This window comes from Methylomonas sp. PHL2-19 (genome assembly GCF_059331595.1).
This window is the reverse complement of record NZ_CP196839.1, coordinates 4,212,681-4,235,107: the sequence shown is the minus strand read 5'-3', so window position 1 is coordinate 4,235,107 and position 22,427 is coordinate 4,212,681. Positions and strand designations below refer to the sequence as shown.

The following is a 22,427-nucleotide window of genomic DNA, read 5'->3' as shown; positions in this document are numbered from 1 at the left end:
GCCGGACTTGGAAAACGCCTTACGGCCTTTGTTTTAAAAACGCCGCTATAAACCGGCAGGCCTCCGCTAAGTTGGCCGAGCAGCGTTCGCTTAACCCGCTGCCCAGTTCGAAGGCTTCAGCTTGAATGCTTAATAAATAGCAGGGTGGCGGTGCTTGTTTGCCGACGGCTGCATAGACTGACAGCAGCGCGGCTGGGCTCAGCGCATGGCTGGAGTAACTGTGGTCTTGGGCTGGGGTTAACGGGGTAAATGTGAAACTTTCCGGGCAATCTACCGCTGCGTCCACAAACACCACCAATTCACGGCCTTGTATATCCAGCGCATGTTCGATTTGTAACTGAAAATCGCTGAGTAGTTCGATATTGCTGAGGTCCAGATGCTCGGCCAGATAATCCAACAGCAAAGGACCAACGGCATCGTCGCCACGGCTGGGGTTGCCGTAACCGAACACCAGGATGGGTTTAGTCATGCGCTACCGTGAATGAATTCGCCGCTGCTGTGCCGAATCAGTTTATCCACCAACTTGCCGTCAGCATCGACCAGTTCCAGCTGCAACGGCATTTTGCCGACCGCATGCGTGGCGCAGGACAGGCAAGGGTCGTAGGCGCGAATCGCCACTTCCAGATTATTCAGCAAGGGTTCGGTCAATTCGCGCCCCGACAGATATTCCGCCGCGACTTGCCGTACCGATTCGTTCATCGCCGTATTGTTGCTGGTGGTGGAAACGATCAGATTGGCTTTGGTGACAATGTCGTTTTCGTCGATTTGATAATGATGAAACAGTGTGCCGCGCGGCGCTTCGATCACGCCTATGCCTTCGTAGCGTTTTTCGCCTTTGGCAAGCAGATCGTTACTCAGCAGGTCCGGATCGTCCAGCAGGATTTGGATGCTTTCTGCGCAATGCAGCAATTCGATCATCCGCGTCCAGTGAAAAGCCAGCGTGCTGTGTACCATCGCGCCGCCGCCGTGCTGCTTGAATTCGACGCGCGCGGCTTCCGCCAGTGGTGTGTCGATAAAATCGCAATTGTTGACCCGCGCCAACGGTCCCACCCGATACCAGCCATCGGCTTTACCCTGCGCCGTCAGGTAGGGGAATTTCATATAGGTCCAGGAACGGACTTCTTCTCGGATCAAGTCCGGATAGTCGCAGTAATCGTAATGATCCACGAGGGTGTCGCCTAGCGGGTTCTTCACCCTAATCCCGCCGTGATAAAGCTCCAGCGCACCGTCAGGCTTGGTCAAACTCAGGTAGTTGCTGCGGATGGTGGCAAAGTCGTCGTAATAGGGCAGGTTGGAGGTGTGGACTTTTGTGACCAGTTGCAAAGCGCCTTGCGCCCAACTCACGATTTGGCCGATGTCTTGTTTTAGATAATCGCGCTCGTCTTTGCTCAGCGCTTTGTTCATGCCGCCAGGAATCGCGCCGGTGCCGTGGATGCGCTTGCCGCAGACCATGCGGATCACTTCCTGGCCGTATTTGCGCAGTTTTACGCCTTGCAGGCCAATATCCGGATAATCCGCCAACACGGCGACGATGTTGCGTTTGCCGATCTCGCTTTCGAATCCGAACAGCAAATCCGGGCTGGACAGGTGGAAAAAATGCAAGGCATGCGATTGCAAGACCTGACCGAAATGCAGCAAGCGCCGTAATTTATCTGCAGCCGGCGGCAAATTGGCCGGATCGACGCCGACCAACTGGTCGATGGCTTTGGCTGCGGCCAGATGGTGGCTGACCGGGCAGATGCCGCACAAGCGCTGCACCATCACCGGTAGTTCCCAGTAAGGACGGCCTTGGATGAATTTTTCGAAGCCGCGAAATTCGACGATGTGCAGGCGGGCTTGCTTGATCTGATTGTTTTCGTCGAGCAGCAGCGTGACTTTGCCGTGGCCTTCCACGCGGGAAACCGGATCGACAGCGACCCGTTTTAACTTGCCGGCTTCGACCAAGGCCGGATCGGCGGTTTCAAGATATTCGTACACGGGTTCCTCCGTTAGTCGTAATGGACTAACTCGTAAGGTAAAGTCGGGTCGCGGCCTTCGATCAATGCGCTCAGGTAATGCCAAAACACATCGGCGGACGGCGGGCAGCCGGGCATAAAATAATCGATCTTGACGATCTCGTGGACCGGTCGCACTTTGTCCAGCAGCAAAGGCAATTCCGGGTCGCTGGGTATCTGCGGATTATCGACGCCGATGCCGTCCTGGTAGGCTTCCAGCAGGCAGTCTTCCAGCTTGAAAAAGTTGCGCAGCGCCGGCAGGCCGCCGTTGATGGCGCAAGCGCCGACGGCGATCAGAATTTTGCAGTTAGCGCGAAACTCGCGCAGCACATGCACGTTTTCAGAATTGCAAACCCCGCCTTCGATCAGGCCGATGTCGCACGGGCCGCAGTGTTCGATGTCGGTGAGTGGCGAGCGGTCGAATTCGACGATGTCTGCGAGTTTCAGCAAACGCTCGTCTATGTCCAGAAACGACATATGGCAGCCAAAGCAGCCGGCCAGCGAGGTGGTGGCGATTTTAATCTTAGCGGCCATGTTTGATGTCCGGAGCGGACGGCATGGTCGCCGCGTAGTGGGAGTCCTGGCCACCGTTCTGCTGAGCTGACTCCGTCAGCTTGGTAGGGTCGCAGCTTGGGTAGCCGCTTGCCTCGCCGGCTTTGATAACCGCTTTTTCGCAGGCGACTTCGTTGATGGGATGCCCGTCGTAGATGCGTTCACCAATCGGCGCCAGGTAGGCGCTGCGTTTGACCAGAATCGCGCCGGTCGGGCAGACATGGGCGGCCTCGTCGTCGACACTAATCTCGCTGTCTTTCAGCTTGCCGCTAGGCGAGTTGATGACCAGGCGTTTGTGGATGCCGCGCCCGGCGATGCCGAATACATCTTTACCGTCTTTTTCCCTGCTGGCGCGCACGCACAAATTGCAGAAAATGCAGCGGTCGTGGTCAATCAAAATATCCGGGTGCGAGGCATCCAGTTCCCGCTGGGCATAAAAATGCGGGTAGTGGTTATCCAGCATGTTCTGGTGGTAGGCCACGGCCTGCAACTGGCAATTGCCGGATTTTTCGCAGGATGGGCAGAAATGGTTGCCTTCCACGAACAGCATTTGGGTGATGCGCTGGCGGTCGTGTTGCAGATCGGGGCTGTTGCTGATGACGGTCTGGCCGTCGGCAGCCGGCAGGGTGCAGGCGGTATTGGTGCGGCCGTTGACTTTCACTGTGCATAATTTGCAACCGCCGTACGGGGCGTAGCCCGGCCGGTGGCACAGATAGGGAATGTACACGCCGGCACTACGCGCGGCTTCGATAATGGTTTGGCCGTCGCTGAACGGCACGGCGATGCCGTCGATGCAAAGAGTGCCGCTCATGTCAGTTCTCCACTTGCGATAAATGCGCGGCGTCGTCGTCGCGCTGCGCCATACGGCGGGCCACGGCCAGGGTGGCGTCCAAGTCAAAACCCGGGGTAAAACTGCTCTGCTTTAATTGCTTAAGATACAGCTCCGGATAGCTGGCCAGGGTACTTAGAATCGGATTGGCGGCCGAATCCCCCAAACCGCAATGGCTGTTGTTTTTGACGACCAGGCATATCTCGTTTAGTTCTTCCAGGTCGACCGCAGCGCCGTTGCCTTCGACAATTTTCCGCAGCTGATTTTTCAACAGTGTGGTGCCGACCCGGCACGGCGTGCAAAAGCCGCAGCTTTCATGGGCGAAGAAATCGGTAAAGTTTTGCACGATGTCGAAAATATTGCGGCTGTTGTTGAACACCATAAACGAGCCGGCGGTGGATAGGTCCTCGAAGGCTATGCGCCGTTGCAATTCCTTATTGGAAATAAAGGTGCCGGACGGCCCGCCGACTTGCACACCCATGACGTCACCCGCACCGCAGTCTTGCAAAATCTCTTCAATTGATGTGCCGAAGGGGTATTCGTAAATGCCTGGCCGTGCGCAGTCGCCGCTGATGCTGAGCAGTTTGCTGCCGGTGGATTGCGGGGTGCCGACTTCCGCAAACCATTGCCCGCCTTGTATGGCGATGTGGGTGGCAGCAAAAAAAGTCTCGACGTTGTCCACCACGGTGGGTTTGCGTTGATAGCCGCAGATCACCGAGTTGGGCGGCTTGACCCGCGGTATGCCGGGCTTGCCTTCCAAGGACTCGATTTGCGCGGATGCCTCGCCGCAGATATAGGCGCCGGCACCCATGCGGATTTCGATGTCAAAATCAAAGCCGTCGTGACCGAGAATATTGCGCCCCAGCAAACCGCTATCGCGGCGGCGCTTTAGCACGCGCTGCAATTGCTCGTAGAGGAATAAATACTCGGCGCGCAGATACAGCAAGCCCTGATCCGAACCGATAATCGCCGCGCACAAGGTCATGCCTTCAAAGACTTGGTCGGCATACAGATCGAGCAGCATCCGGTCTTTAAAGGTACCCGGTTCGCCCTCGTCGGCGTTACAAATGACGTAGTGCGGTGTGGCAGTTTGTTGAGCGCAGGTCCGCCATTTCAACGCGGTTTTAAAGCCCGCGCCGCCGCGGCCGCGCAGATTGGAACTGTCCACTTCCGCCAGGGTTTCCGTCAGGCCGCGGGCAAAGGTGGCTGCTATCGCCGCGCCGTTTTCGAATGGCTGGTTGAGCAATAGGCCGGGTTTGCGGAGCGGCTCTTCCACCGCAAAGAACTCCGGCGGCCAATCGCTTAACGGCGCTTGTTGTTCGATCAGTTTGGCGATGACATCGATTCTGGCAGGGTCCAGACGGGTCAACGCATAGCCGTTAACCAAACCGGCCGGGCCTTGGTCGCACATGCCGGTGCAGGAGGTATTATTAAGACTGACCAGGCCGTCGGTGCGGACTTCACCCACTTTGACGTGCAATTTTTCCGCCAGGTAATTCAGCAATTTTTCCTTGCCTAGCATTCGATCAGTAATCGAGTCGCTGATATGAATGTCGTAACGGCCTTGCGGCGTCAGGTGCAGGAAACTATAGAATTCCGCGACGGCAATAATCTGGGTACGGGGAATATGCAAAGCAGCGGCCAATTGTTCGATAGCCGCCTGGGGAACATGCAGGTACTGAGCCTGTACGGCCCTTAGCATCTGCAAGAGCCTTTCGGGTTTATAGTCCGCCTGTGCCAGTACGGACTCAATAAAAGTATTCATCGTCGAGTTACTGGGCAGTTATGTTGAATCGTCGTGTCCCATTGCAATTGAAAAATCATGAGCCACCCCACACACCATTCTTAAATCGGCGCTAGATTTTTCAAATCGTTCACTGGCAGTCTACCTGGAAGAGCGCCCCACAAGATTAGTTGTGGGAGTCGATACATTCCGCTTGCCAAGCGAAAGTGCCTGCCTTGTCTCTCTATGCGTCAATACACACAACTCAGCAGCGCAATGCCTATTGTTCTCGCTGCGGAAGATGCGCAAATTCGCCGTCATCCATGGCGCAATACTAAACAAATAAGCCAGGCGTGGACAGCAAAATATTGCCGGTTAAAACCGGGCAATAGCGGCGAAGGGGTTGCGGCGTTGGCAAGAAATACGCTTTTTACCGGGCTCCCGCTCACAGTCATGCTTGCGGGTTTGGTAACAAAGTGCGCAACGGTTCAAGCGGCGCTGGTAACGGCCATAGGCACTGAAAATCAAACGCTCCAGGCGATCCAATGCCGTAAGGTTGGGAGCCAACAGCCCAATCTGTCTGGCATGCAATGCCGCATAAAGCTGCCGGGCTTGATCGATTAAAATGTCATTGTCCATAGTCATAACCTGACTTAATCGCTGATGAGTCCAAAAAAACCGCGTTGGCATGTGCGATTGAACATGTCCGGCTGAATTATCAAACAGGCTTGTTCTGATAGCTTTGACTTTAATCAACGCCGCTTAAAATTGTTGGTGATTTTGATCCGGCTGACGCTAATTGGCTTCCTCTGAGTCGGCAGCCAGGCACTGCTCGACGACACGGCGGCTTAACACTTCATCTTGCAGCATGATATTCACCATACACGCCACCACCATACGGGTTTTTAAGCCGTTAAAGCGGGAAAAGTTTTTCAGTTGGTCGTAAGTGGGTTCTTCCACCGCAATTTTCTTTCTATCGTTTTTCGATTTATCGGCAGCCATGAGCGCGTTCCTTAGTAAGGTTGAGGTTGGTTGAACGAGTCGTTGGGTAAATGTTTTGCTATTTTTAAATCATCCCCTGTTTACGGAAAAAGAAAGCCACATTGACTAGGGCGATCATCACCGGCACTTCGATCAAGGGTCCAATCACCGCGGCAAACGCCGCGCCGCTATTAATACCAAACACCGCCACCGCCACCGCAATCGCCAACTCAAAATTATTGCTGGCGGCGGTAAAGGCCAGTGTGGTGGTTTTGCCGTAACCGGCGCCGATGGCTTTACCCAGCCAAAAGCTCAGTAAAAACATCACCACAAAATAAATCAACAGCGGTATCGCAATCCGCACCACGTCCAGCGGCAATTGCACGATTAAGTCGCCTTTCAGCGAGAACATCACCACGATGGTAAACATCAGGGCGATCAAGGTCAGCGGGCTGATTTTCGGGACGAAATGTTGGTGATACCAATCCTTGCCCTTGGCTTTGACCAGCAAGAAGCGCGTACTAAAGCCGGCCAGAAACGGAATACCCAGATAGATGAATACGCTCTTGGCGATTTCGCCAATCGTAATATCAACCAGACTACCTTGCATGCCGAACAAGGGCGGCAGTGCGGTGATGAACAACCAGGCATAGACGCTGTAAAACAAGACCTGGAATACGCTGTTAAATGCCACCAAGCCCGCCGCGTATTCGTTGTCGCCGTTTGCAAGCTCGTTCCAGACGATGACCATCGCGATACAGCGCGCCAGTCCGATCAGGATCAGACCCACCATATAGTCGGGATAATCGCGCAGAAACACGATAGCCAATACAAACATCAACAGCGGGCCGAGCAGCCAGTTTTGCAGCAAGGACACCGCCAATATCCGCCAGTTGCGGAATACGTCGCCGAGTTCTTCGTGACGGACTTTGGCCAGCGGTGGATACATCATCACGATCAAGCCGATAGCTATCGGAATATTGGTGGTGCCGACCGATACCGCTGCGTTGAAATCGGATACTTCAGTGGGAAATATAAAACCGATGCCGATCCCGAGCGCCATGGCGATGAAAATCCATAGCGTCAAAAAACGGTCGAGAAAGGATAAACGGGCGTTGGGGCAATGTGGGGTGCTCATTTAAATCTCCAAGTCAGCTACTTACTGTGCAGCTTTATCGGCTGCCGGTGGTTTGCAGCAACTGCTGGCGGGTTCAAGTTGCAACACTTGATCGTCGCCAAATAAGGGAATGGTTTGCAAGGAGTGGAAAGCCTCCCAGGCGATGCCTTGCGGATCGACGGTCCAGTATTTGTCGGACTGGGCATAGCAACAGTTGGCTTGTTTTTGCGCCGCGACCGGCAACTCGGCGGCGGCCAGGTTTTCCTGAACTGCTTCCAACTCCTCACCCGATTCGACTTGTATTCCAAAATGATCCAACCCCGGCTGGCGGCCGCGGCTGGAAATCGCGAAATTGACGCGCGGATCGTCCAGCAACCACTTGGCGTAATCGGCTTCGCGCACGCTCGGTGTGCTTTGAAACAGTGCACTGTAAAAGTCGATATTTTTTGCCAGATCATCGACGGCGAGATGGATATGCAGGCGTTTCATCGCGTTTGCTCCGGGGTAAAGAGTGAATGAGATTGGAGATTAGCTAGCATTGTTTAGTGGGGACCTCTGAAAATTCCCTCTCCCTCAGGGAGAGGGCTAGGGTGAGGGATGTAAATAACTGATTTTAATCCCCTCATCTCAACCTTCTCCTTTATGATCCGTAGGTATTAAAGGAGAAGGAGTTTGGCCGCCGGCCAATGCCAGCAAGCGTTCCACACCTGTCGGTTCTTCTCGCAACAAGGGCACGAGCGCATAACGCTGGGCGTGTCGATCCACTACCTCGGCAATTTCCGCCAATTCATTGGCCGCGCGGTGGCGTAACAGCGCCGAATGCACGGTGGTCGCCGCCACGCTGTTATTAATCACCCAGGCCCAAGGTTGGATGCCGGCCCGGCGCAGATCGTCTTGCAAATGAGCGGCTTCCAGCACCGGCGTGGTTTCCGCTAAAGTGACGATCAGCACCTTGGTTTGACGCGGGTCCTGCAACTGCATCATCGGCGTGGTGAAATGCTGATTGGAATCGCCCATCTGCCGCGCCACCTCGCGATGGTAAGCGCCGGTAGCGTCCAAGAGCAGTAAGGTATGGCCGGTAGGGGCGGTATCCATCACTACAAATTTCTTGCCGGCTTCGCGGATGATGCGGGAAAAGGCTTGAAATACCGAAATTTCTTCGGTACACGGCGAGCGCAAGTCTTCTTCCAGCAAGGCGCGGCCTTGTTCGTCCAGTTTGGCGCCTTTCGTGGCTAGCACATGTTGGCGATAGCGTTCGGTTTCCGCATACGGATCGATTTTGCTGACTGTCAAGCCAGGCAAAACGCCGTTTAGCGTGTCCGTTAAATTGGCGGCTGGGTCGGAGGTGGTCAGATGCACCGGCAAACCGCGTCGTGCCAGTTCCACCGCCAATGCGGCGGCCAGGGTGGTTTTGCCAACGCCACCTTTGCCCATCAGCATCACCAGACCATGACCGTCGGCGGCAATCTCGTCCACAAGTGTCGATAGATTGGCTGCGGGTAGGGCTGGCATCACTTCACTGTCAGGCATTGCTAGCGGTGCGGCATTGCTAAGCAATTGTCTGAGAGCCGTCAGTCCAACCAGATTGAAGGGCTTTAATGCAATGCGGTCCATCGGTAGGCTATTTAACGCTGCCGGCATGTCGGCCAAAGCATGTTGCTCGCGTTGGTAGATGGCATTCGCCAGCGGGTCTTGTGCGGTGGCGCTTTCCGGCAAGATGCCATTGATGGCCAAATATTGTTGCGTTAAGCCGATGGCGTTTAATTCCTCATGGGTACGAGCCACTTCGCGCAAGGTCGATAGTTGGGCGCGGGCGACCAGGATCAAACGGCTGCGTTGCGGATCTGCCAAGGCGGCGACGGCGGCTTTATATTGGCTACGCTGTTTTTCCAAACCAGCCAGGGGGCCTAAGCAAGAGGCATCGCCTTTGCCTTGCTCCAAAAAGCCGCTCCAGGCACCCGGCAATTGCAACAGGCGGATGGTGTGGCCGGTCGGGGCGGTATCGAACACGATATGATCGTAGCCGGCGGTCAAATCAGAGTCGATTAATAGTGAGGTGAATTCGTCGAATGCCGCAATTTCCGTGGTACAGGCCCCGGACAATTGTTCTTCTATGCCTTTAACGATGCTGTCCGGCAACACGCCGCGTACCGGGCCGACGATACGGTCGCGATAGGCTTGCGCCGCCGCTTGCGGATCGATTTCCAATGCTGTCAGGCCGGACACCGCCGGAATGGCGGTGACCTGATTGCCGATGGCGATGCCAAATACCTGGCCGACGTTCGAGGCCGGGTCGGTACTCACCAACAACACCTGTCTGCCGGCATCCGCCAATTTTACGGCCGAGGCGCAAGCGATAGAGGTCTTGCCCACACCGCCTTTGCCGGTAAAAAATAGAAAGCGTGGCGCTTGATCGAGAAATTTGCAATCGCTGCTCACGGCACGATCACCAGAAGTTAACAACAGCTGCTGCCGCTACAACAGCCCGACGGGGCTTGCTGTTCCGCTACGCTAATGGCTGCCCAACGCGCCAATTCGGTTCGATTCGGATAGCGGCCCGCCAAGGCGACTTCACCATCCACCAAAATCAACGGTAGGGCATCGGCGCCGGAACGCTCCAAAAACGCCTTAACCACCGGGTTTTCGGCAAATGCCAACGGGGTTTGCGCCAGATTGAAGCGCTCAATGGCGGCGCCGTTTTGCTTGGCCCAATCGACATCGGCGGCAAAACCCACCAGCTGCTGATCGACTTCCACACCGCAAACGCCGGTGCTGCAACACAATGCAGGATCAAATATTTGAATACTGGTCATAAGGAAACTCCTTAACAACTAAGGCAACAAGGTGCCGATGCGATCCAGTTCGGCTTTCAGACGCTCGGGATCGTTTTTTAACTCTTCCAACGGTAAAGCAAAAAACTGCTCGATGCGATGGCGCAGAATCCGATACGCGACCATGAAGGCCGCGTCGATTTCCTCGTCGGTACCCTCGACGTGAGCCGGATCTTCAACGCCCCAATGGCTGCGCATGACCGGGCCCAGGTAGGCGGGGCAGGTTTCGTTGGCGGCATTGCCGCACACACTCAGCACAATGTCCGGCGTCACCGGCAGGTCATTCCAGGACTTGCTGTAATAACCCTCGGTGGATATGCCTTCTCTGGCCAGCAAAGCCAATGATCGCGGGTGGATCTTGCCGGTGGGTTTGCTGCCGGCGCTCAGGCCACGCCAGCCTGCCGGTGCCAAATGATTGAAAGTGGCTTCGCCAAGGACGGAACGGCAGGAATTGCCGGTACACAAAAACAATACGTTCATGATGGAGTGTCGGTCGGGTTTGAGGGTAAAGATTCGTTATTGGCGGAACAGGCTGAGAGCGATAGACAGGGATGGCCGTCGCAACAGTTCTCAGTCAGGAAAGCCAACAGATCGTTCATCGCGGAAAAATTGGCCGTATAAATCACGAAGCGGCTTTCGTTGCGCGAGTTCACCAGATTGGCGTAAGTCAATTCCTTCAAATGAAACGACAGGGAAGACGGGGCAATACCGGTGGCTTCACTGATTTTTCCGGCGGCCAAACCTGCCGGGCCGGCTTGCACCAGCGCGCGGTAAATTGCCAGACGGGATTCTTGGGCCAATGCGGCCAGTGCGATAACAGCAGTTTTATTTTCCATATTTCAACAATAATTGAAATATGGAAACAAGTCAATTTTCCGGGCGTTTGCGATGCGGCTGTCGCGTAACGCTACTGTCATAAAGGCTATTTACCATTCGCAAGACTACCGTTCCGACGCTGTCGGTGCGCTGGAACTCAGACATCCTTTTTTCAAACACCAAACGAATAGTGCCTCAGGAGCATTTTTATGAAACTCACTTCAATCGCCGCCGCCGTCGCTGCTGTGCTGGCCTCTGCCAATGCCAGCGCTGCGGGGGATTTTCAATGGTCGCATCAATGGACCTTCAATCACACTGCAGCGAATGGTTCCAGTGCCATGGGCTCGGAAATCGTCTCTTTCGATGCGGTTAACAACCGCTTGTGGGTAGCGGGAACCGATGCCAATCAGGCCAATATCGGCCAAGGCGGCATCGACGTGTTGGATATGAGCGGCAATTTGCTGCAAAGCATTTCCACCAGCGCGCTCGGCGGGATCAACAGCGTAGCAGTAAAAAACGGCCAAGCGGCCATTGCTTTGACTGCGCCGACGAAAACCGATGCGGGTTTGGTGCGTTTCTACAATGCGGCTGACTACACATTACAGCAAAGTGTCACCGTGGGTGCCAACCCTGACGCAGTGACATACACGCCCGACGGCAGCCGCTTGCTGGTGGCGAATGAAGGCGAACCCAGCAGTTATTTGGTGGGGCCAAGCGGCGATCCGGAAGGCTCGGTGAGTATTATCAACACCAACACCTTTGCCGTCCAAACGGCCGGATTCTCTAATTTCAACGGTGCGGCGGCGGCTTTGAAAGCCAGCGGCGTGCGTCTGACCGGCCCGAACGCCAGCGTCGCGCAAGATTTGGAACCGGAATACATTGCGGTCAGCCAGGACGGTAGCAAAGCCTATGCGACGCTGCAAGAGGCCAACTCGGTTGCCATCATCGATATCGCCAGCGCCACCGTCACTGACATCAAGGCGTTGGGTTTGAAGGATCACAGTTTGGCCGGTAACGGTCTGGATGTCTCGGATCGCGACGGTCCCGGCACTGCGGCTTTGAAAGGCAATATCCAGAATTGGAATGTGATGGGTATGTATATGCCCGACGGCATCGCCAGCTTTAGCAAAGACGGCAATCAATATTACGTGACCGCCAACGAAGGCGACTCTCGCGAGGATTGGCCGGGCGGTGCAGAAGAAGTGCGGGTGGGCGCAGCGACTATCGATCCCGTCTTGAATGCCACTATGACAGCCTTGCATGGCCCTGATTGGGCTACGAACAATGACAAGCTGAATCGACTGACGGTTTCCACAAGCGGCGATTTGGACAACGATGGCGACTTGGATCAATTACAAGTCTTCGGCGCCCGCTCGTTCTCGATTCTGGATGCCAATGGCAGCATGGTGTTTGATTCCGGCGACAAACTGGAACAAACCATCAAAGCGTTGATTGCGGCGAACCCTGGTAACGCGGCTTTCGCAGCCTTATGGGACGATGGCCGTAGCGACAACAAAGGTCCTGAGCCGGAAACTGCGGTGGTGGGTAAAGTGGACGGCCGTGACTTGTTGTTCCTGGGTTTGGAGCGTTCCAATGCGGTGATGGTTTGGGATTTGACCGACCTGAACAGTCCGACGTTTTTGGACATGTTGTTCACCGGCGGCGACATCGGTCCCGAGGGGTTGAGTTTCTTCAGCAATGCCCAAGGCAGTTATCTGGCGGTGGCCAACGAGGTAAGCGAAACCACTTCGCTGTACAAAGTGTCTGCCGTGCCGGTGCCGGGCGCGGTTTGGTTGTTCGGTTCCGCGCTGGTGGGTTTGATAGGGATGAAACGCGGCCGTAAACATTAAGATCCGCAGTGATTAACCCGGCCCTTAAATACCGTTCGTCCTGAGCGCAGCCGAAGGGCTCAGCCCGAACGGTGTACCCATGTGAAATAGCGTCGGGGCAATAAGGCAGGTTAGCCAAGCTTTATCGGCTAAGCTGTTTTATCCCGTAATGCGCTTGTCATATTCAATCGCTAATGTTGCCGCTCCATAAACCGCTCTCGGGGCAACACATGAAAAAAACACATCCACAAAAATTGGTGGCAGTCGCTGTCGGCGCCTTCGGTTTTACCTTGTCGGTAGCCGCAGTCGCCCATGACCATGCCGACCGCGATCATCAGGATTCTCATAAACCTGCGCAAACCAGCCAAGTACCGACGTCGGGTGTTGAATGGTTCAAGGCCGGTGAAGCTGCGGTGTTGGTCAATAAAAGAGACGTGGCACAACTGCGCAAAGCCAAAAACGTCATCTTGTTCGTCGGCGACGGCATGGGCGTATCTACTGTCACCGCCGCGCGGATTTTGGAAGGCCAAATGGCTGGACGCGACGGCGAATTCAACCGTTTGGGTTTTGAAAAATTCAACAATATCGCTCATTCGGTTACTGCCAGCGCCAACCAACAAACCTCGGATTCCGCACCTACTGCTACTGCGATGGTCGCCGGTATCAAAGCCAATGATGGTGCGATTTCCGTCGATCAAACTATCAACCGCACCGAGCCCAGCGCGGAAGTTACTGCCGCGAAAAGCGTGAAAACCATCCTGGAACGCGCTGAAGAACGCGGCATGTCCACCGGTGTCGTCACAACCGCGCGCTTTACCCACGCCACGCCCGCCGTGAATTACGCCCACATTTCCAACCGCGATTGGGAAGCCGACAGCAATCTGCCTGCCGGCGCTACTGTGAAGGATATTGCTCGCCAGTTGCTGGAGTTTCCTTACGGCGACGGCTTGGAAGTGGCATTGGGCGGTGGCCGCAGCTATTTCATGCCTAATAACATTGCCGACCCTGAATACCCCACCCAAAAAGGCCGCCGTACCGATGGCCGCGACCTAACTTTGGAGTGGACATCGCAATACAATAATTCCGACTATGTCTGGAACAAAGCGCAGTTCGACGCGGTAAATCCCGCGTCTACCGATCATTTGTTGGGTTTGTTCGAACGTTCGCATATGCGCTATGAAGCCGACCGCGCGCAAGACGCCGCCGGTGAACCGTCTCTGACCGAGATGACCGAAAAAGCCATCAAAATTCTGGAAAAAAACCGTAAAGGTTATTACCTGATGGTGGAAGCCGGCCGGATCGACCACGCTCACCACGCCGGCAATGCCTACCGGGCGCTGACCGATACCGTGGCATTGTCGGATGCGGTGAAAAAAGCCAAACAACTAACCCGCGATGAAGACACCTTGATCCTGGTCACCGCCGACCACAGCCATGTATTCACCATCGCCGGTTATCCGTCGCGCGGCAACCCTATCTTGGGTAAAACCGCGGTAGACGGCGTTGTTACTAAAGATTCTTTAGGTTTGCCTTACACGACGCTGACCTATGCTAACGGCCCAGGCTGGACCGGCGGTTTGCAACGCAAGGAATTTAATCCCGCTAACGAAGGCACCGTGGCCGCGGCTTATGCAGGCAGCAAATTGCGTCCGGATTTGACAACGGTCGATACCGCCAATCCAAACTACATGCAGGAAGCCACCGTACCGATGAGCGCGGAAACCCACGCCGGCGAAGACGTGGCGATCTATGCGGACGGTCCGGGTGCTTATCTGGTACGCGGTACGCTGGAGCAAAACGTGATTTATCATGTGATGGCGGATGCGCTAGGCATGCGTAAATAGTCCGGGGGCCTTTCCCAAAGCCGAATCAGGGACGCTGGCCGTTCCTGATTTTTTGGAATTATTCACTGCGAAGTACAAGAATCCCTCTCCAGCGGGAGAGGGAGCAATTTCTCGGCGATTGTCAGAGTTTTGCAATTCACTGAATAATTACATTTTTTTGAATACCGCTAAAGTGCAGGATCCATGTCCAACACCCATTTCAAATTTTTACCCAAACTGCTTGGTCTCAATTTATTAGTCGTTTTGGCGGCTTGCAGCCATGCATCGGCCAAGCATGTCGCCAACACCCAAATTATCGAACTATCTGCGGCAAACTTGCCGGCGGTAGCCGCCGAGTTTGTCACCACCCGTACCGGTGCAGAGCACGAACACGAAGAGCACCAGGCATTGCCGGCGGAAGTGAGTTGGCGCTTCTGGCGCGATAGCCGGCAGATCACAATAGAAAGGCCGCAACTGGGCGTTGGCGAACTGTGGCAGCGTGACGGCCATGAGCTGATTCACCGCAAGCTGTATCACCAAGACCAGCGGGCAATCGAATTTCAGGCCGGCGATCTAAGGATGCTGGACATCACGCCGTCCTGGCAAAAATTGGCGTTGCTGCTGGATAGCCAGCTGCTCGACAAACTGACTGCCGGAGAAATAGAATGGAGCGACGGCATCCCAACCCGCGAATACCACGGCCAAGTCGCGGATACCGAATGGCATGTGGTGATGCGCCTGGACATGGCCTTACCGACGTTGATCGAACGCCGGCATGGCGAGTTTTCCGAACGCACCGAACTGTTGCAGGCTTATTCTTTAACCGCCGCGCCCTGGCAACCGACCCCCATTTACAGCTACGATGTGATCGATTTCGCCGATTTGGGCGACAAGGAATCCGACCCGTTCGTGATCAAGGTGCAAGCGCAAATGGGCCACGAGCATCACCATTAAACCTTGGCCGGCCAGGCAAAAAAAAGCCCGCTGTATCGCGTACCAGCGGGCCCGAATACCACTACAGAGCTTACAACTAATCCCTAAAACTTACGGAGCCGGCAAAATCCGATTTTGCGGGCCGGGGGCTACAGTACCGTTAGCGGTAAAGTAGTTTTCCAACGCATCCAGATCCAGCGCGCCGCCCAGGCGGTTGGTGCCTTGCGTCAACACATAGTATTGATCGCCACCGTCGGCCATGAAGTTATTCACGGTGACCCGATAGCTGGCGGCGGGATCGACGACCACACCATTGATCTTGATGCTGGCGGGATCGACGTTATCGCAAGCCGTGCCTTTTTCTTTCCATTCGTAACTAAAGCCATTAGACACTTGCATGATACGGTTGAACGCTTGGCCCGCAACTGGTGCACTGGCCGGATAGCCGACGGTACAACCGGTGAATTGTTGTTCCAGCAAAGTGTGGATTTGCGCGCCGGTCAACGTCAGTGTTACTAAGGTGTTGCCGAAGGGTTGTACGGTAAAGGCTTCGGCGTAAGTGACCTTGCCGTCGCCTTCCGCAGCAGAGCTGGACGGAAAGGTCAAATCGGCGCGGATGCCGCCGGGGTTCATGAATGACACCACTGCTTCGCCAAAACCGACGTTTTGTGTCGCCAGCAATTGCGCATCGGCAATCACGTCGCCCAAGGCGGATTCGCCGGCCGAGGTGGAGGTTCGGGTGATCGCTGCGCTGATATTGCCTATCACCCGGTTAGCGATGGGCGTGGACAGGGCTTTGTAATTATCGACGATGGATTTAATCGCCGCGTTGGGGGTGATGGCGGTGTTGCTACGATCAACGACGATGTTCTCGGCGCTGACGCTGCTGACTTCGCCGTTAACGGTGTTGATGGCCACGTCGATGTCGGTCAATACCCGGCCTTGCGAATTGGCGCTGGTCACCGAAATCAAGCGGCCGGCCTTGTTGGCGATTTGGCAGTTATAGGCTTGATGCGTGTGGCCGGAAATCACCAAATCCACTTCGTCGTCCAATTGGTTGACGATGGTTTTAATCGGCGAACCGTCCAAACCGCCATCGCAGTTGTTGATGGTAGATTTGCTTTGGGTGACCGGTATCGTGCCGCCTTGATGAATCAATACCACCACGGCTTCCACCCCGCGCGCCCGCAATTTCGGAATCAACGCATTTACCGTGGCCGCTTCGTCTTTGAATTCCAGGCCGGCCACGCCGGTGGGGGTGACGATGGTGGGGGTTTCTTTTAAGGTCATGCCGATAAAGCCGACCCGCACGCCGCCGATGACTTTGATCGCGTATTGCGGAAACAAGGTTTTGCCGGTAGCGGTTTCGACTACGTTCGCGGCCAGGAATTTGAAATCAGCGCCTTCAAACGGCACCGGCGTGCCAACTGAAGCGCCTTGGCAGGAGTTAGGGTCGGTCGGATGACAGCCGCCGTTTTGCATGCGTTTTAATTCAGTCTTGCCTTCGTCGAACTCGTGATTGCCGACCGCGTTGAATTCCAGACCCAGGCGGTTCATGGTTTCGATGGTCGGTTCGTCATGAAACAGCGCGGACACCAGAGGCGTGGCGCCGATGATGTCGCCGGCCGAGACCACTATAGTGCTGGGGTTTTGGCTTTTCAGATTTTCGACATAACCGGCCATCCAGTCCACGCCGCCGACCGGAATATTGGTGGATGCCGCGCTGCTGGGCGTTTGCCGGAATGTGCCGGGAGATTCCAGTTGTCCGTGAAAATCGTTGAACGCGACGATTTTAATGGTAGTGGTGGGAATGCTGGTCACGGCATGAGCTGCACCCAGTGTGCCCAAACCCAAGGCAATACCTAAGGTAAGTTTGTTTAATTTCATGGCTTATATACCTTATTTAGTGGATTGGCGGCGGCGAGATACCAGGCCCAGCAGGCCGGCCCCGGCTACATATAAACCGGCAGCAGCAGGCAGAGGTACGGCGGTCAGACTGACAGCGCCTACGGTGGCGTTAAGCTCGGTGGAGGTATCGTCCAGAGCGGATTGGATCAGCAGACCGCTGATTTGATAACTACCGGCACCCAGCAAAAATTCGCCGCGGCTGTAGGCTGAGTTGGCGTAAGCCAAATCAAAATCGCTGTATACAGAAGTGGGATAATTGTTAACGGCAGCCGAGGTCTCACCAAGTACGCTGCTAGTGTTAAAAATTCTGAATCTGTCACCCGCAAAGCCGGCGTCCACTACGCGCAAAATGGCCGATCCGGTTAAGGTGAATTCAAAGCTTAAAGCATTGTTATCCAGGTCTATCCATTCCAAGTCACCGGAATTAGACACCGAATTGTCTACGTCAAACGCATGCCAAGCGCCGTCGGTATTAAGGGTAATCGCCTCGGCTTGCGTGCAGATTGCCGACAGCAAAGCCATGGCAAGAACAGATTGTTTGATCATTTAGAGTGCTCCGATAAAGACAGCGCGGGCGTTTTTGTTATAGGCCGCTGGCTGCTCGTTCATTTGGGGTTGAGAAATTTCCATCGCTATGGGTAAAGCAAGTACAGCCTAAAGAAATTTTGTGATGAACTTGTGATTGCTAAATGAAGATTTCGTGAAATGTAATACACGGGTGTTGCGGGTTTTATTCTGGCGCTGACTCTGGCTTGGGTGGCTAGAAGGCAATCGATGAAATTCGCGGAATAAGGTATCTCGGGATGTAGTTAGTCCGGCTTGGTTTTCGACTGTTTGAGCTCAGAGCTCGGCTGCTGGACAAAATAACTCCAGTGATGGGGTTCCGAGCATGAATGATGGAGAAAACTTCCAGGTTGCTCGGGATCGAAGCTGGGTTATTAGGATTGGTGTCGCTATCGCGACGGTTGTTTTGAAGTCGGTTCTCGCACCGACAGGCGAGATACTTTTCTTTGCTCCGCCAAAGAAAAGTATCCAAAAGAAAGGCGGCCCGGATGCCGCTTGTTCCCTGCGCTCCTCGGGTTTGAACGGGGTTGCCTGAAGGGGCTTCCCAGCCCCTGCATGCAACGCGCCGCATCCCTGCGGCGCCCCTTCGGGCCCATCCGTCCAAACCCTCCGGTGCTCGGCGCGGCATACGGGAGAAAACCCCGCCGCGAAGTTTGAAATCCAGCTAATATTTGCGCAGTTTTGTAGGGCGCATTAGCGATAGCGTCATGCGCCGAATGATTTAAGGCCAACATACGGCGCAATACGACTGCGCCTATTGACGCCCTACGAATTGCGCCTTACGGCCTTAAATCGCTCCATCCGGAAAAAAGTCACCAATAAAGGGATATAAATTATGATTAAAAACTCATTCTTAAAAGCGCAAGAATGGTTCACTAACAATTCAGAATTATCAATAACAGTAACATTTATTTTGTTGTTATGTTTTGCATTTTTCGATGCGGCGGCAGCATCCGCAGCAGCTGTAGGATTTTGTGCATTTCTTGCTACTTACTGGCAAGCAAAAATAAGCCGAGAACATAATATGTTGTCAGTAAGGCCAAAAGTTCAATTCGAGAAAACAATAGATCCCGATAATGGTTCAATCTGTTTTGGAATAGTTAATCATGGCCTTGGTCCCGCTATATTAGATGAAATAATATTGACCATTCACAGCCAAAAAGGACTTTTTGCGAATAATGAAATGCAATCCGAATTAAAAAGACTGTGCAGAGAAAACGGCTTTACATATACTCCTTTTTTTCTGCTAAAGAACAGTAATTTACCTATAAATAAGAAATACGATTTAATGAATTTTACGAGCCCTACAGACAATCCCTTGTGGCATCAAAATGTCGATAGATTAATGCGGACAGCGTTGAATTTCGAATTCAAATATAAGTCAATGTATGGTGAAGAATTTAAAGTAATATTATATGAAACACAACCTGTCATTGAAAAAGTTCGGTAGGCCGGGTAACAGTCCGTAGTTTGGGGCAGTCTGGTGGGTGGGCACGGTTTTTGTGCCCACGCGGCATTAAATATATACCGCGAATGGTGGGCAAAAAAGCGTTGCCCGCCCTACGTTTTTTGATTTTTCGTTAGATTTTGGGAGTGGTTTTCTCCCCCCATTAAAACGCAGGGTGAACGCGATAAATATTTTTTTGAATGACACGTGTGTTTTCGAAATGAATGGTAAACGTGTGGGTAAAACAAAATTTGCTGATTTGAGATAAAACGCTGCTAAGCGGTCCACTCCTTCGGGTTTGAATCCGCTGTTTTTAACATTAATCAATTTGACTGGAAAACCCGCGACCGCCTGCTGTTTCCAGCGTACTGCAATACTGGCGGAAAATCTAAAAAGCCGGCGCTTGGTCTTGCAGCGTAAAAATGATCGGCACCAATACCGCGCTGGCGACATTGATTTCAGCGCGTTTGGCCGGTACGAAGCGCCATTGTTTGACGGCTTCGGCCGCGGATTCGTCCAGCGCTTCGTGGCCACAGCTTTGTTCGACGGCAACGCCCACTACCTGGCCATCCTCGCTGACTTCCACGCGCAAAACCACTTTGCCCTGCCAGCCTCGGCTGCGGGCGATACCGGGGTACTCCGGCTTGGGATTGTGTTGGTAAGCGGCATTCAGATACGCCTCGGTAAACGTCGGACTTGGATTTTCGGCGGTTACTTTCTCGGGGATCGACGGCTGAGTGGCATCGTCGATCAGCCGCGGCTGTTGATCAAAAACTTGTTCCTGCATTGAAAAATCGGACGGCGGCGCCTGCGGCGTCACTTTTTTCAACCGGGGTTTGAGTTGCGGCTTTTTAGGTTTGGGTTGGGCAACGCTGGGCGGCGGTGGTTGGGTTCGCTCAAGGCTTGGCTTGCTGGCCGGAATCGTGATCGTCGACACTTCCATTTTAAGCGGACTGGCTTTTGCCTCCGGCAGGTCGGGGCACAAGAGGCAGCTGACCCCGGCCAAGTGCAGCAACATAACGGTAACTAACATCAAAAATAGCACGGAGATGTTACGCGAACGTTCTTTGTTGCGGGTTGGTTTTAGCAACACCGCGCGGCCGGTTTCGACGCCGACGGATGCATCAAGAAAAGATGATGCCGGATTTTGAGCAATAACAAGTCCGATTCGATTCGCTCTAATAAATGGCACGGGTTTTTAGGATTGGCGGTTAAACATGCGGCGGCGTCCCTGAGCTGGCGTGATTCTTCCAAACAACTAAATTCGCCAAGTTAAGACGATTTAAAATTAATTATGACAAAAGCCTTGCCGCCAGGAATGCGGCCAATTGCCGCAGCGGCGGTTCGGTAATACAGTCCGGCCGATTCTGTTTTCGCATCAAGAATGCAAAATCACCAGCCACGGTCCCAATGCGGTCTGACGCAGTGCCAAAGATTTTTGCAAGGCATCCAGCATCGCCAAACCGTCGGTCGGAAATACCCCGCTAACCCGCAATTGCTTGACATCCTCACCATTCAGAATGATTTTGGCTTTGGAATAGCGGTTTAACTCTGTCACCACGTCAGCCAGTGCCTGATCGTGAAAAATCAACTTGCCGCGTTTCCAGGCATTTAGCTGGTTAAGATTGGCTGGTGCCGGCTTATTCAACCCACCACCAGCGGAATACGTCAATTGCTGGCCTTCCTCCACCCGTATCGCGGCGACATCGGCTTGATCGGTCAAGCGCACGGCTACCGCATGCTCGGTAACATTGACTTCAACCTTATCGGCGCCAGGGCGCGCCACATCAAACACTGTCCCCAAGGCCCTAACCGCCGTATCGCCGGCTACCACTTCAAAGGGTCTGTTGGCATCGCTGGTAACCTTGAACTCGGCTTGGCCTCTGAGCAATACCACGCGCCGTTTGTCCGCCGACCAGTCTATGTCCAACGCGGTATCGGTATTCAGCAACACGCTGCTGCCGTCGGCCAATTGAATCTGTTTTTGCTCGCCAACGGCGGTTGCATAATCGCTGAACAACCAATCGTGCAGCCTATCCCGGCCCAGCAACAACCCCAGCACCAACGACGCGGCCATCGCCAAACCGGCTCGCCGCGGCAAACGCGGAACGGCATGAATTTGCTTTGGCTGGAAATTGGCGGGCGGTGTGGTTTTAACGGCTTGCGCGACGGAACCCCACAGCGCTTCGGCCTCGGCGTAGGCTTGCCGGTTGGCGTCGTTTTGACCATACCAGGCCTCGAATTGGTGGCGCACGGCGTCTGTAACCGAACCGGAACGCATCAGCACCAGCCAGTCTATCGCCTGGTCGGCCAAGCTTTCATTGGAGTTGTCGGGGTCGGTGTTCATCAAGGCTGCTGAAACGGGGAAGGAGAGGGCGAACGATAAAACAATGTTGCCGGAAAATAAACCGCAGGCCAATTCAGCGTTGCTCGCGACGGTCACGGCAATGCTTCAAAGTTTTGGCAATGCGTTTGGCGATGGCCCGTTCGGACACGCCCAAACATTCGCCAATTTGCGCGTAAGTCAGGCCTTCGATGGCGCTTAAGTAAAACGCCGCCCGGCACTCTTCCGGCAATTCATTCAGGGCCGTATTGACCGTATCCAGATCCTGCCATGCCATTAACTGTTTTTCGGCGTCCGGATCATTGCCGGCAACCGCCTCCAGTAGTTCGGCCGGCATCTCCTGGCTTGGCGCATAACGGGCGCGTACCGATTCCTTGCGTATATGATCGACCACCAAATTGCCGGCGATAAAAAATGCCAACGCCCGCCTATCCTGAGTCGGCGTCCGCTGTTCTGAGAACAATAGCCGCACAAAGGTTTCTTGGGCCAAATCCTTGGCGGTATCGGGACAATGCAGGCGGCGCAGAAAAAAACCGATTAAATCGTCCCGATTTTCCCGAAAGAAATGATCCAGTGTGTCCGAAACAGCAGTCATCAGTCGTTTTTGAAAGCGATACAAGTGGGTTATCTATCAAGACGTTTGACGAAGCAAAATCAGCGCCAATGGCCTTTATTCCGTATCAATTTAGGCACGCGGCCGGGCAGCAACGGCCGTGATAGGCGCTATTAATGCGGA

At 54.2% G+C, this 22,427-nt stretch carries 22 protein-coding genes; 4 read left to right on the top strand and 18 right to left on the bottom strand.

Going from position 1 to position 22,427, the window contains the following annotated elements; translation table 11 throughout:
• Nucleotides 1–19: 19 nt before the first annotated feature.
• From ACR02O_RS19500 to ACR02O_RS19440, 13 genes are all read right to left on the bottom strand, one after another.
• Entirely contained in the window at nucleotides 20–469 is a 450-nt protein-coding gene (locus tag ACR02O_RS19500; RefSeq protein WP_494522246.1) for a hydrogenase maturation protease, read from the bottom strand.
• Complete coding sequence (locus ACR02O_RS19495) at nucleotides 466–1,977, bottom strand: Ni/Fe hydrogenase subunit alpha (protein ID WP_494522245.1); 1,512 nt, start codon at nucleotides 1,975–1,977, stop codon at nucleotides 466–468. Before ACR02O_RS19495 ends, ACR02O_RS19500 begins: the two co-directional genes overlap by 4 nt.
• An 11-nt stretch (nucleotides 1,978–1,988) precedes the next feature.
• Nucleotides 1,989–2,528, bottom strand: coding sequence for an NADH-quinone oxidoreductase subunit B family protein (locus ACR02O_RS19490; protein ID WP_033157914.1), 540 nt, complete (start codon nucleotides 2,526–2,528; stop codon nucleotides 1,989–1,991).
• Entirely contained in the window at nucleotides 2,518–3,357 is an 840-nt protein-coding gene (locus ACR02O_RS19485) for a 2Fe-2S iron-sulfur cluster-binding protein (RefSeq protein WP_494522244.1), read from the bottom strand. Before ACR02O_RS19485 ends, ACR02O_RS19490 begins: the two co-directional genes overlap by 11 nt.
• Nucleotide 3,358: 1 nt before the next feature.
• The gene (locus ACR02O_RS19480) at nucleotides 3,359–5,140 is read right to left on the bottom strand and encodes an NAD(P)H-dependent oxidoreductase subunit E (RefSeq protein WP_494522243.1); all 1,782 of its coding nucleotides are present in this window, start codon (nucleotides 5,138–5,140) and stop codon (nucleotides 3,359–3,361) included.
• 333 nt (nucleotides 5,141–5,473) lie between these two features.
• Nucleotides 5,474–5,737 carry a hypothetical protein gene (locus ACR02O_RS19475; RefSeq protein ID WP_494522242.1) on the bottom strand — a complete coding sequence of 88 codons (264 nt, stop codon included), beginning with the start codon at nucleotides 5,735–5,737 and terminating at the stop codon, nucleotides 5,474–5,476.
• Nucleotides 5,738–5,893: 156 nt separating this feature from the next.
• Nucleotides 5,894–6,100 (bottom strand): hypothetical protein, encoded by a 207-nt coding sequence (locus tag ACR02O_RS19470; protein WP_494522241.1) that lies wholly within the window; start codon nucleotides 6,098–6,100, stop codon nucleotides 5,894–5,896.
• Between the two features lie 64 nt (nucleotides 6,101–6,164).
• On the bottom strand, nucleotides 6,165–7,217 hold the full coding sequence (gene arsB, locus ACR02O_RS19465) for an ACR3 family arsenite efflux transporter (protein WP_494522240.1): 1,053 nt from the start codon (nucleotides 7,215–7,217) through the stop codon (nucleotides 6,165–6,167).
• Between the two features lie 21 nt (nucleotides 7,218–7,238).
• Complete coding sequence (locus ACR02O_RS19460) at nucleotides 7,239–7,685, bottom strand: ArsI/CadI family heavy metal resistance metalloenzyme (RefSeq protein ID WP_494522239.1); 447 nt, start codon at nucleotides 7,683–7,685, stop codon at nucleotides 7,239–7,241.
• Nucleotides 7,686–7,823: 138 nt separating this feature from the next.
• Nucleotides 7,824–9,635 carry an arsenical pump-driving ATPase gene (gene arsA / locus ACR02O_RS19455; RefSeq protein ID WP_494522238.1) on the bottom strand — a complete coding sequence of 604 codons (1,812 nt, stop codon included), beginning with the start codon at nucleotides 9,633–9,635 and terminating at the stop codon, nucleotides 7,824–7,826.
• 17 nt (nucleotides 9,636–9,652) lie between these two features.
• Nucleotides 9,653–10,009, bottom strand: a complete 357-nt coding sequence (gene arsD / locus ACR02O_RS19450) for an arsenite efflux transporter metallochaperone ArsD (RefSeq protein WP_494522237.1) — start codon at nucleotides 10,007–10,009, stop codon at nucleotides 9,653–9,655.
• Between the two features lie 18 nt (nucleotides 10,010–10,027).
• Nucleotides 10,028–10,507, bottom strand: a complete 480-nt coding sequence (locus ACR02O_RS19445; RefSeq protein WP_101051724.1) for an arsenate reductase ArsC — start codon at nucleotides 10,505–10,507, stop codon at nucleotides 10,028–10,030.
• The gene (locus tag ACR02O_RS19440) at nucleotides 10,504–10,863 is read right to left on the bottom strand and encodes an ArsR/SmtB family transcription factor (protein WP_494522236.1); all 360 of its coding nucleotides are present in this window, start codon (nucleotides 10,861–10,863) and stop codon (nucleotides 10,504–10,506) included. Before ACR02O_RS19440 ends, ACR02O_RS19445 begins: the two co-directional genes overlap by 4 nt.
• A gap of 189 nt (nucleotides 10,864–11,052) precedes the next feature.
• On the opposite strand from ACR02O_RS19440, the gene ACR02O_RS19435 reads away from it, so the two are divergent.
• The 3 genes from ACR02O_RS19435 to ACR02O_RS19425 all read left to right on the top strand — a co-directional run bounded on the left by ACR02O_RS19435 (nucleotide 11,053) and on the right by ACR02O_RS19425 (nucleotide 15,449).
• Nucleotides 11,053–12,693, top strand: coding sequence for a choice-of-anchor I family protein (locus tag ACR02O_RS19435; RefSeq protein ID WP_494522235.1), 1,641 nt, complete (start codon nucleotides 11,053–11,055; stop codon nucleotides 12,691–12,693).
• A gap of 209 nt (nucleotides 12,694–12,902) precedes the next feature.
• The gene (locus tag ACR02O_RS19430) at nucleotides 12,903–14,516 is read left to right on the top strand and encodes an alkaline phosphatase (protein WP_494522234.1); all 1,614 of its coding nucleotides are present in this window, start codon (nucleotides 12,903–12,905) and stop codon (nucleotides 14,514–14,516) included.
• A 183-nt stretch (nucleotides 14,517–14,699) separates the two neighbouring features.
• The gene (locus tag ACR02O_RS19425; protein ID WP_494522233.1) at nucleotides 14,700–15,449 is read left to right on the top strand and encodes a hypothetical protein; all 750 of its coding nucleotides are present in this window, start codon (nucleotides 14,700–14,702) and stop codon (nucleotides 15,447–15,449) included.
• A 90-nt stretch (nucleotides 15,450–15,539) separates the two neighbouring features.
• Here the strand turns inward: ACR02O_RS19425 and ACR02O_RS19420 are convergent, their stop codons facing one another.
• A complete protein-coding gene (locus ACR02O_RS19420) occupies nucleotides 15,540–17,315 on the bottom strand; it encodes a bifunctional metallophosphatase/5'-nucleotidase (protein ID WP_494522232.1) in 1,776 nt (591 codons plus the stop codon).
• 12 nt (nucleotides 17,316–17,327) lie between these two features.
• Nucleotides 17,328–17,882 carry a hypothetical protein gene (locus ACR02O_RS19415; RefSeq protein ID WP_494522231.1) on the bottom strand — a complete coding sequence of 185 codons (555 nt, stop codon included), beginning with the start codon at nucleotides 17,880–17,882 and terminating at the stop codon, nucleotides 17,328–17,330.
• 853 nt (nucleotides 17,883–18,735) lie between these two features.
• On the opposite strand from ACR02O_RS19415, the gene ACR02O_RS19410 reads away from it, so the two are divergent.
• Nucleotides 18,736–19,350, top strand: coding sequence for a hypothetical protein (locus ACR02O_RS19410; RefSeq protein WP_494522230.1), 615 nt, complete (start codon nucleotides 18,736–18,738; stop codon nucleotides 19,348–19,350).
• A gap of 385 nt (nucleotides 19,351–19,735) precedes the next feature.
• Here the strand turns inward: ACR02O_RS19410 and ACR02O_RS19405 are convergent, their stop codons facing one another.
• From ACR02O_RS19405 to ACR02O_RS19395, 3 genes are all read right to left on the bottom strand, one after another.
• Entirely contained in the window at nucleotides 19,736–20,380 is a 645-nt protein-coding gene (locus ACR02O_RS19405) for an energy transducer TonB (protein WP_494522229.1), read from the bottom strand.
• Between the two features lie 345 nt (nucleotides 20,381–20,725).
• Nucleotides 20,726–21,694: a FecR family protein gene (locus tag ACR02O_RS19400; protein WP_494522228.1), complete on the bottom strand. Its 969-nt coding sequence runs from the start codon at nucleotides 21,692–21,694 to the stop codon at nucleotides 20,726–20,728.
• A 73-nt stretch (nucleotides 21,695–21,767) separates the two neighbouring features.
• Nucleotides 21,768–22,286 (bottom strand): RNA polymerase sigma factor, encoded by a 519-nt coding sequence (locus tag ACR02O_RS19395; RefSeq protein ID WP_494522227.1) that lies wholly within the window; start codon nucleotides 22,284–22,286, stop codon nucleotides 21,768–21,770.
• Nucleotides 22,287–22,427: the final 141 nt, after the last annotated feature.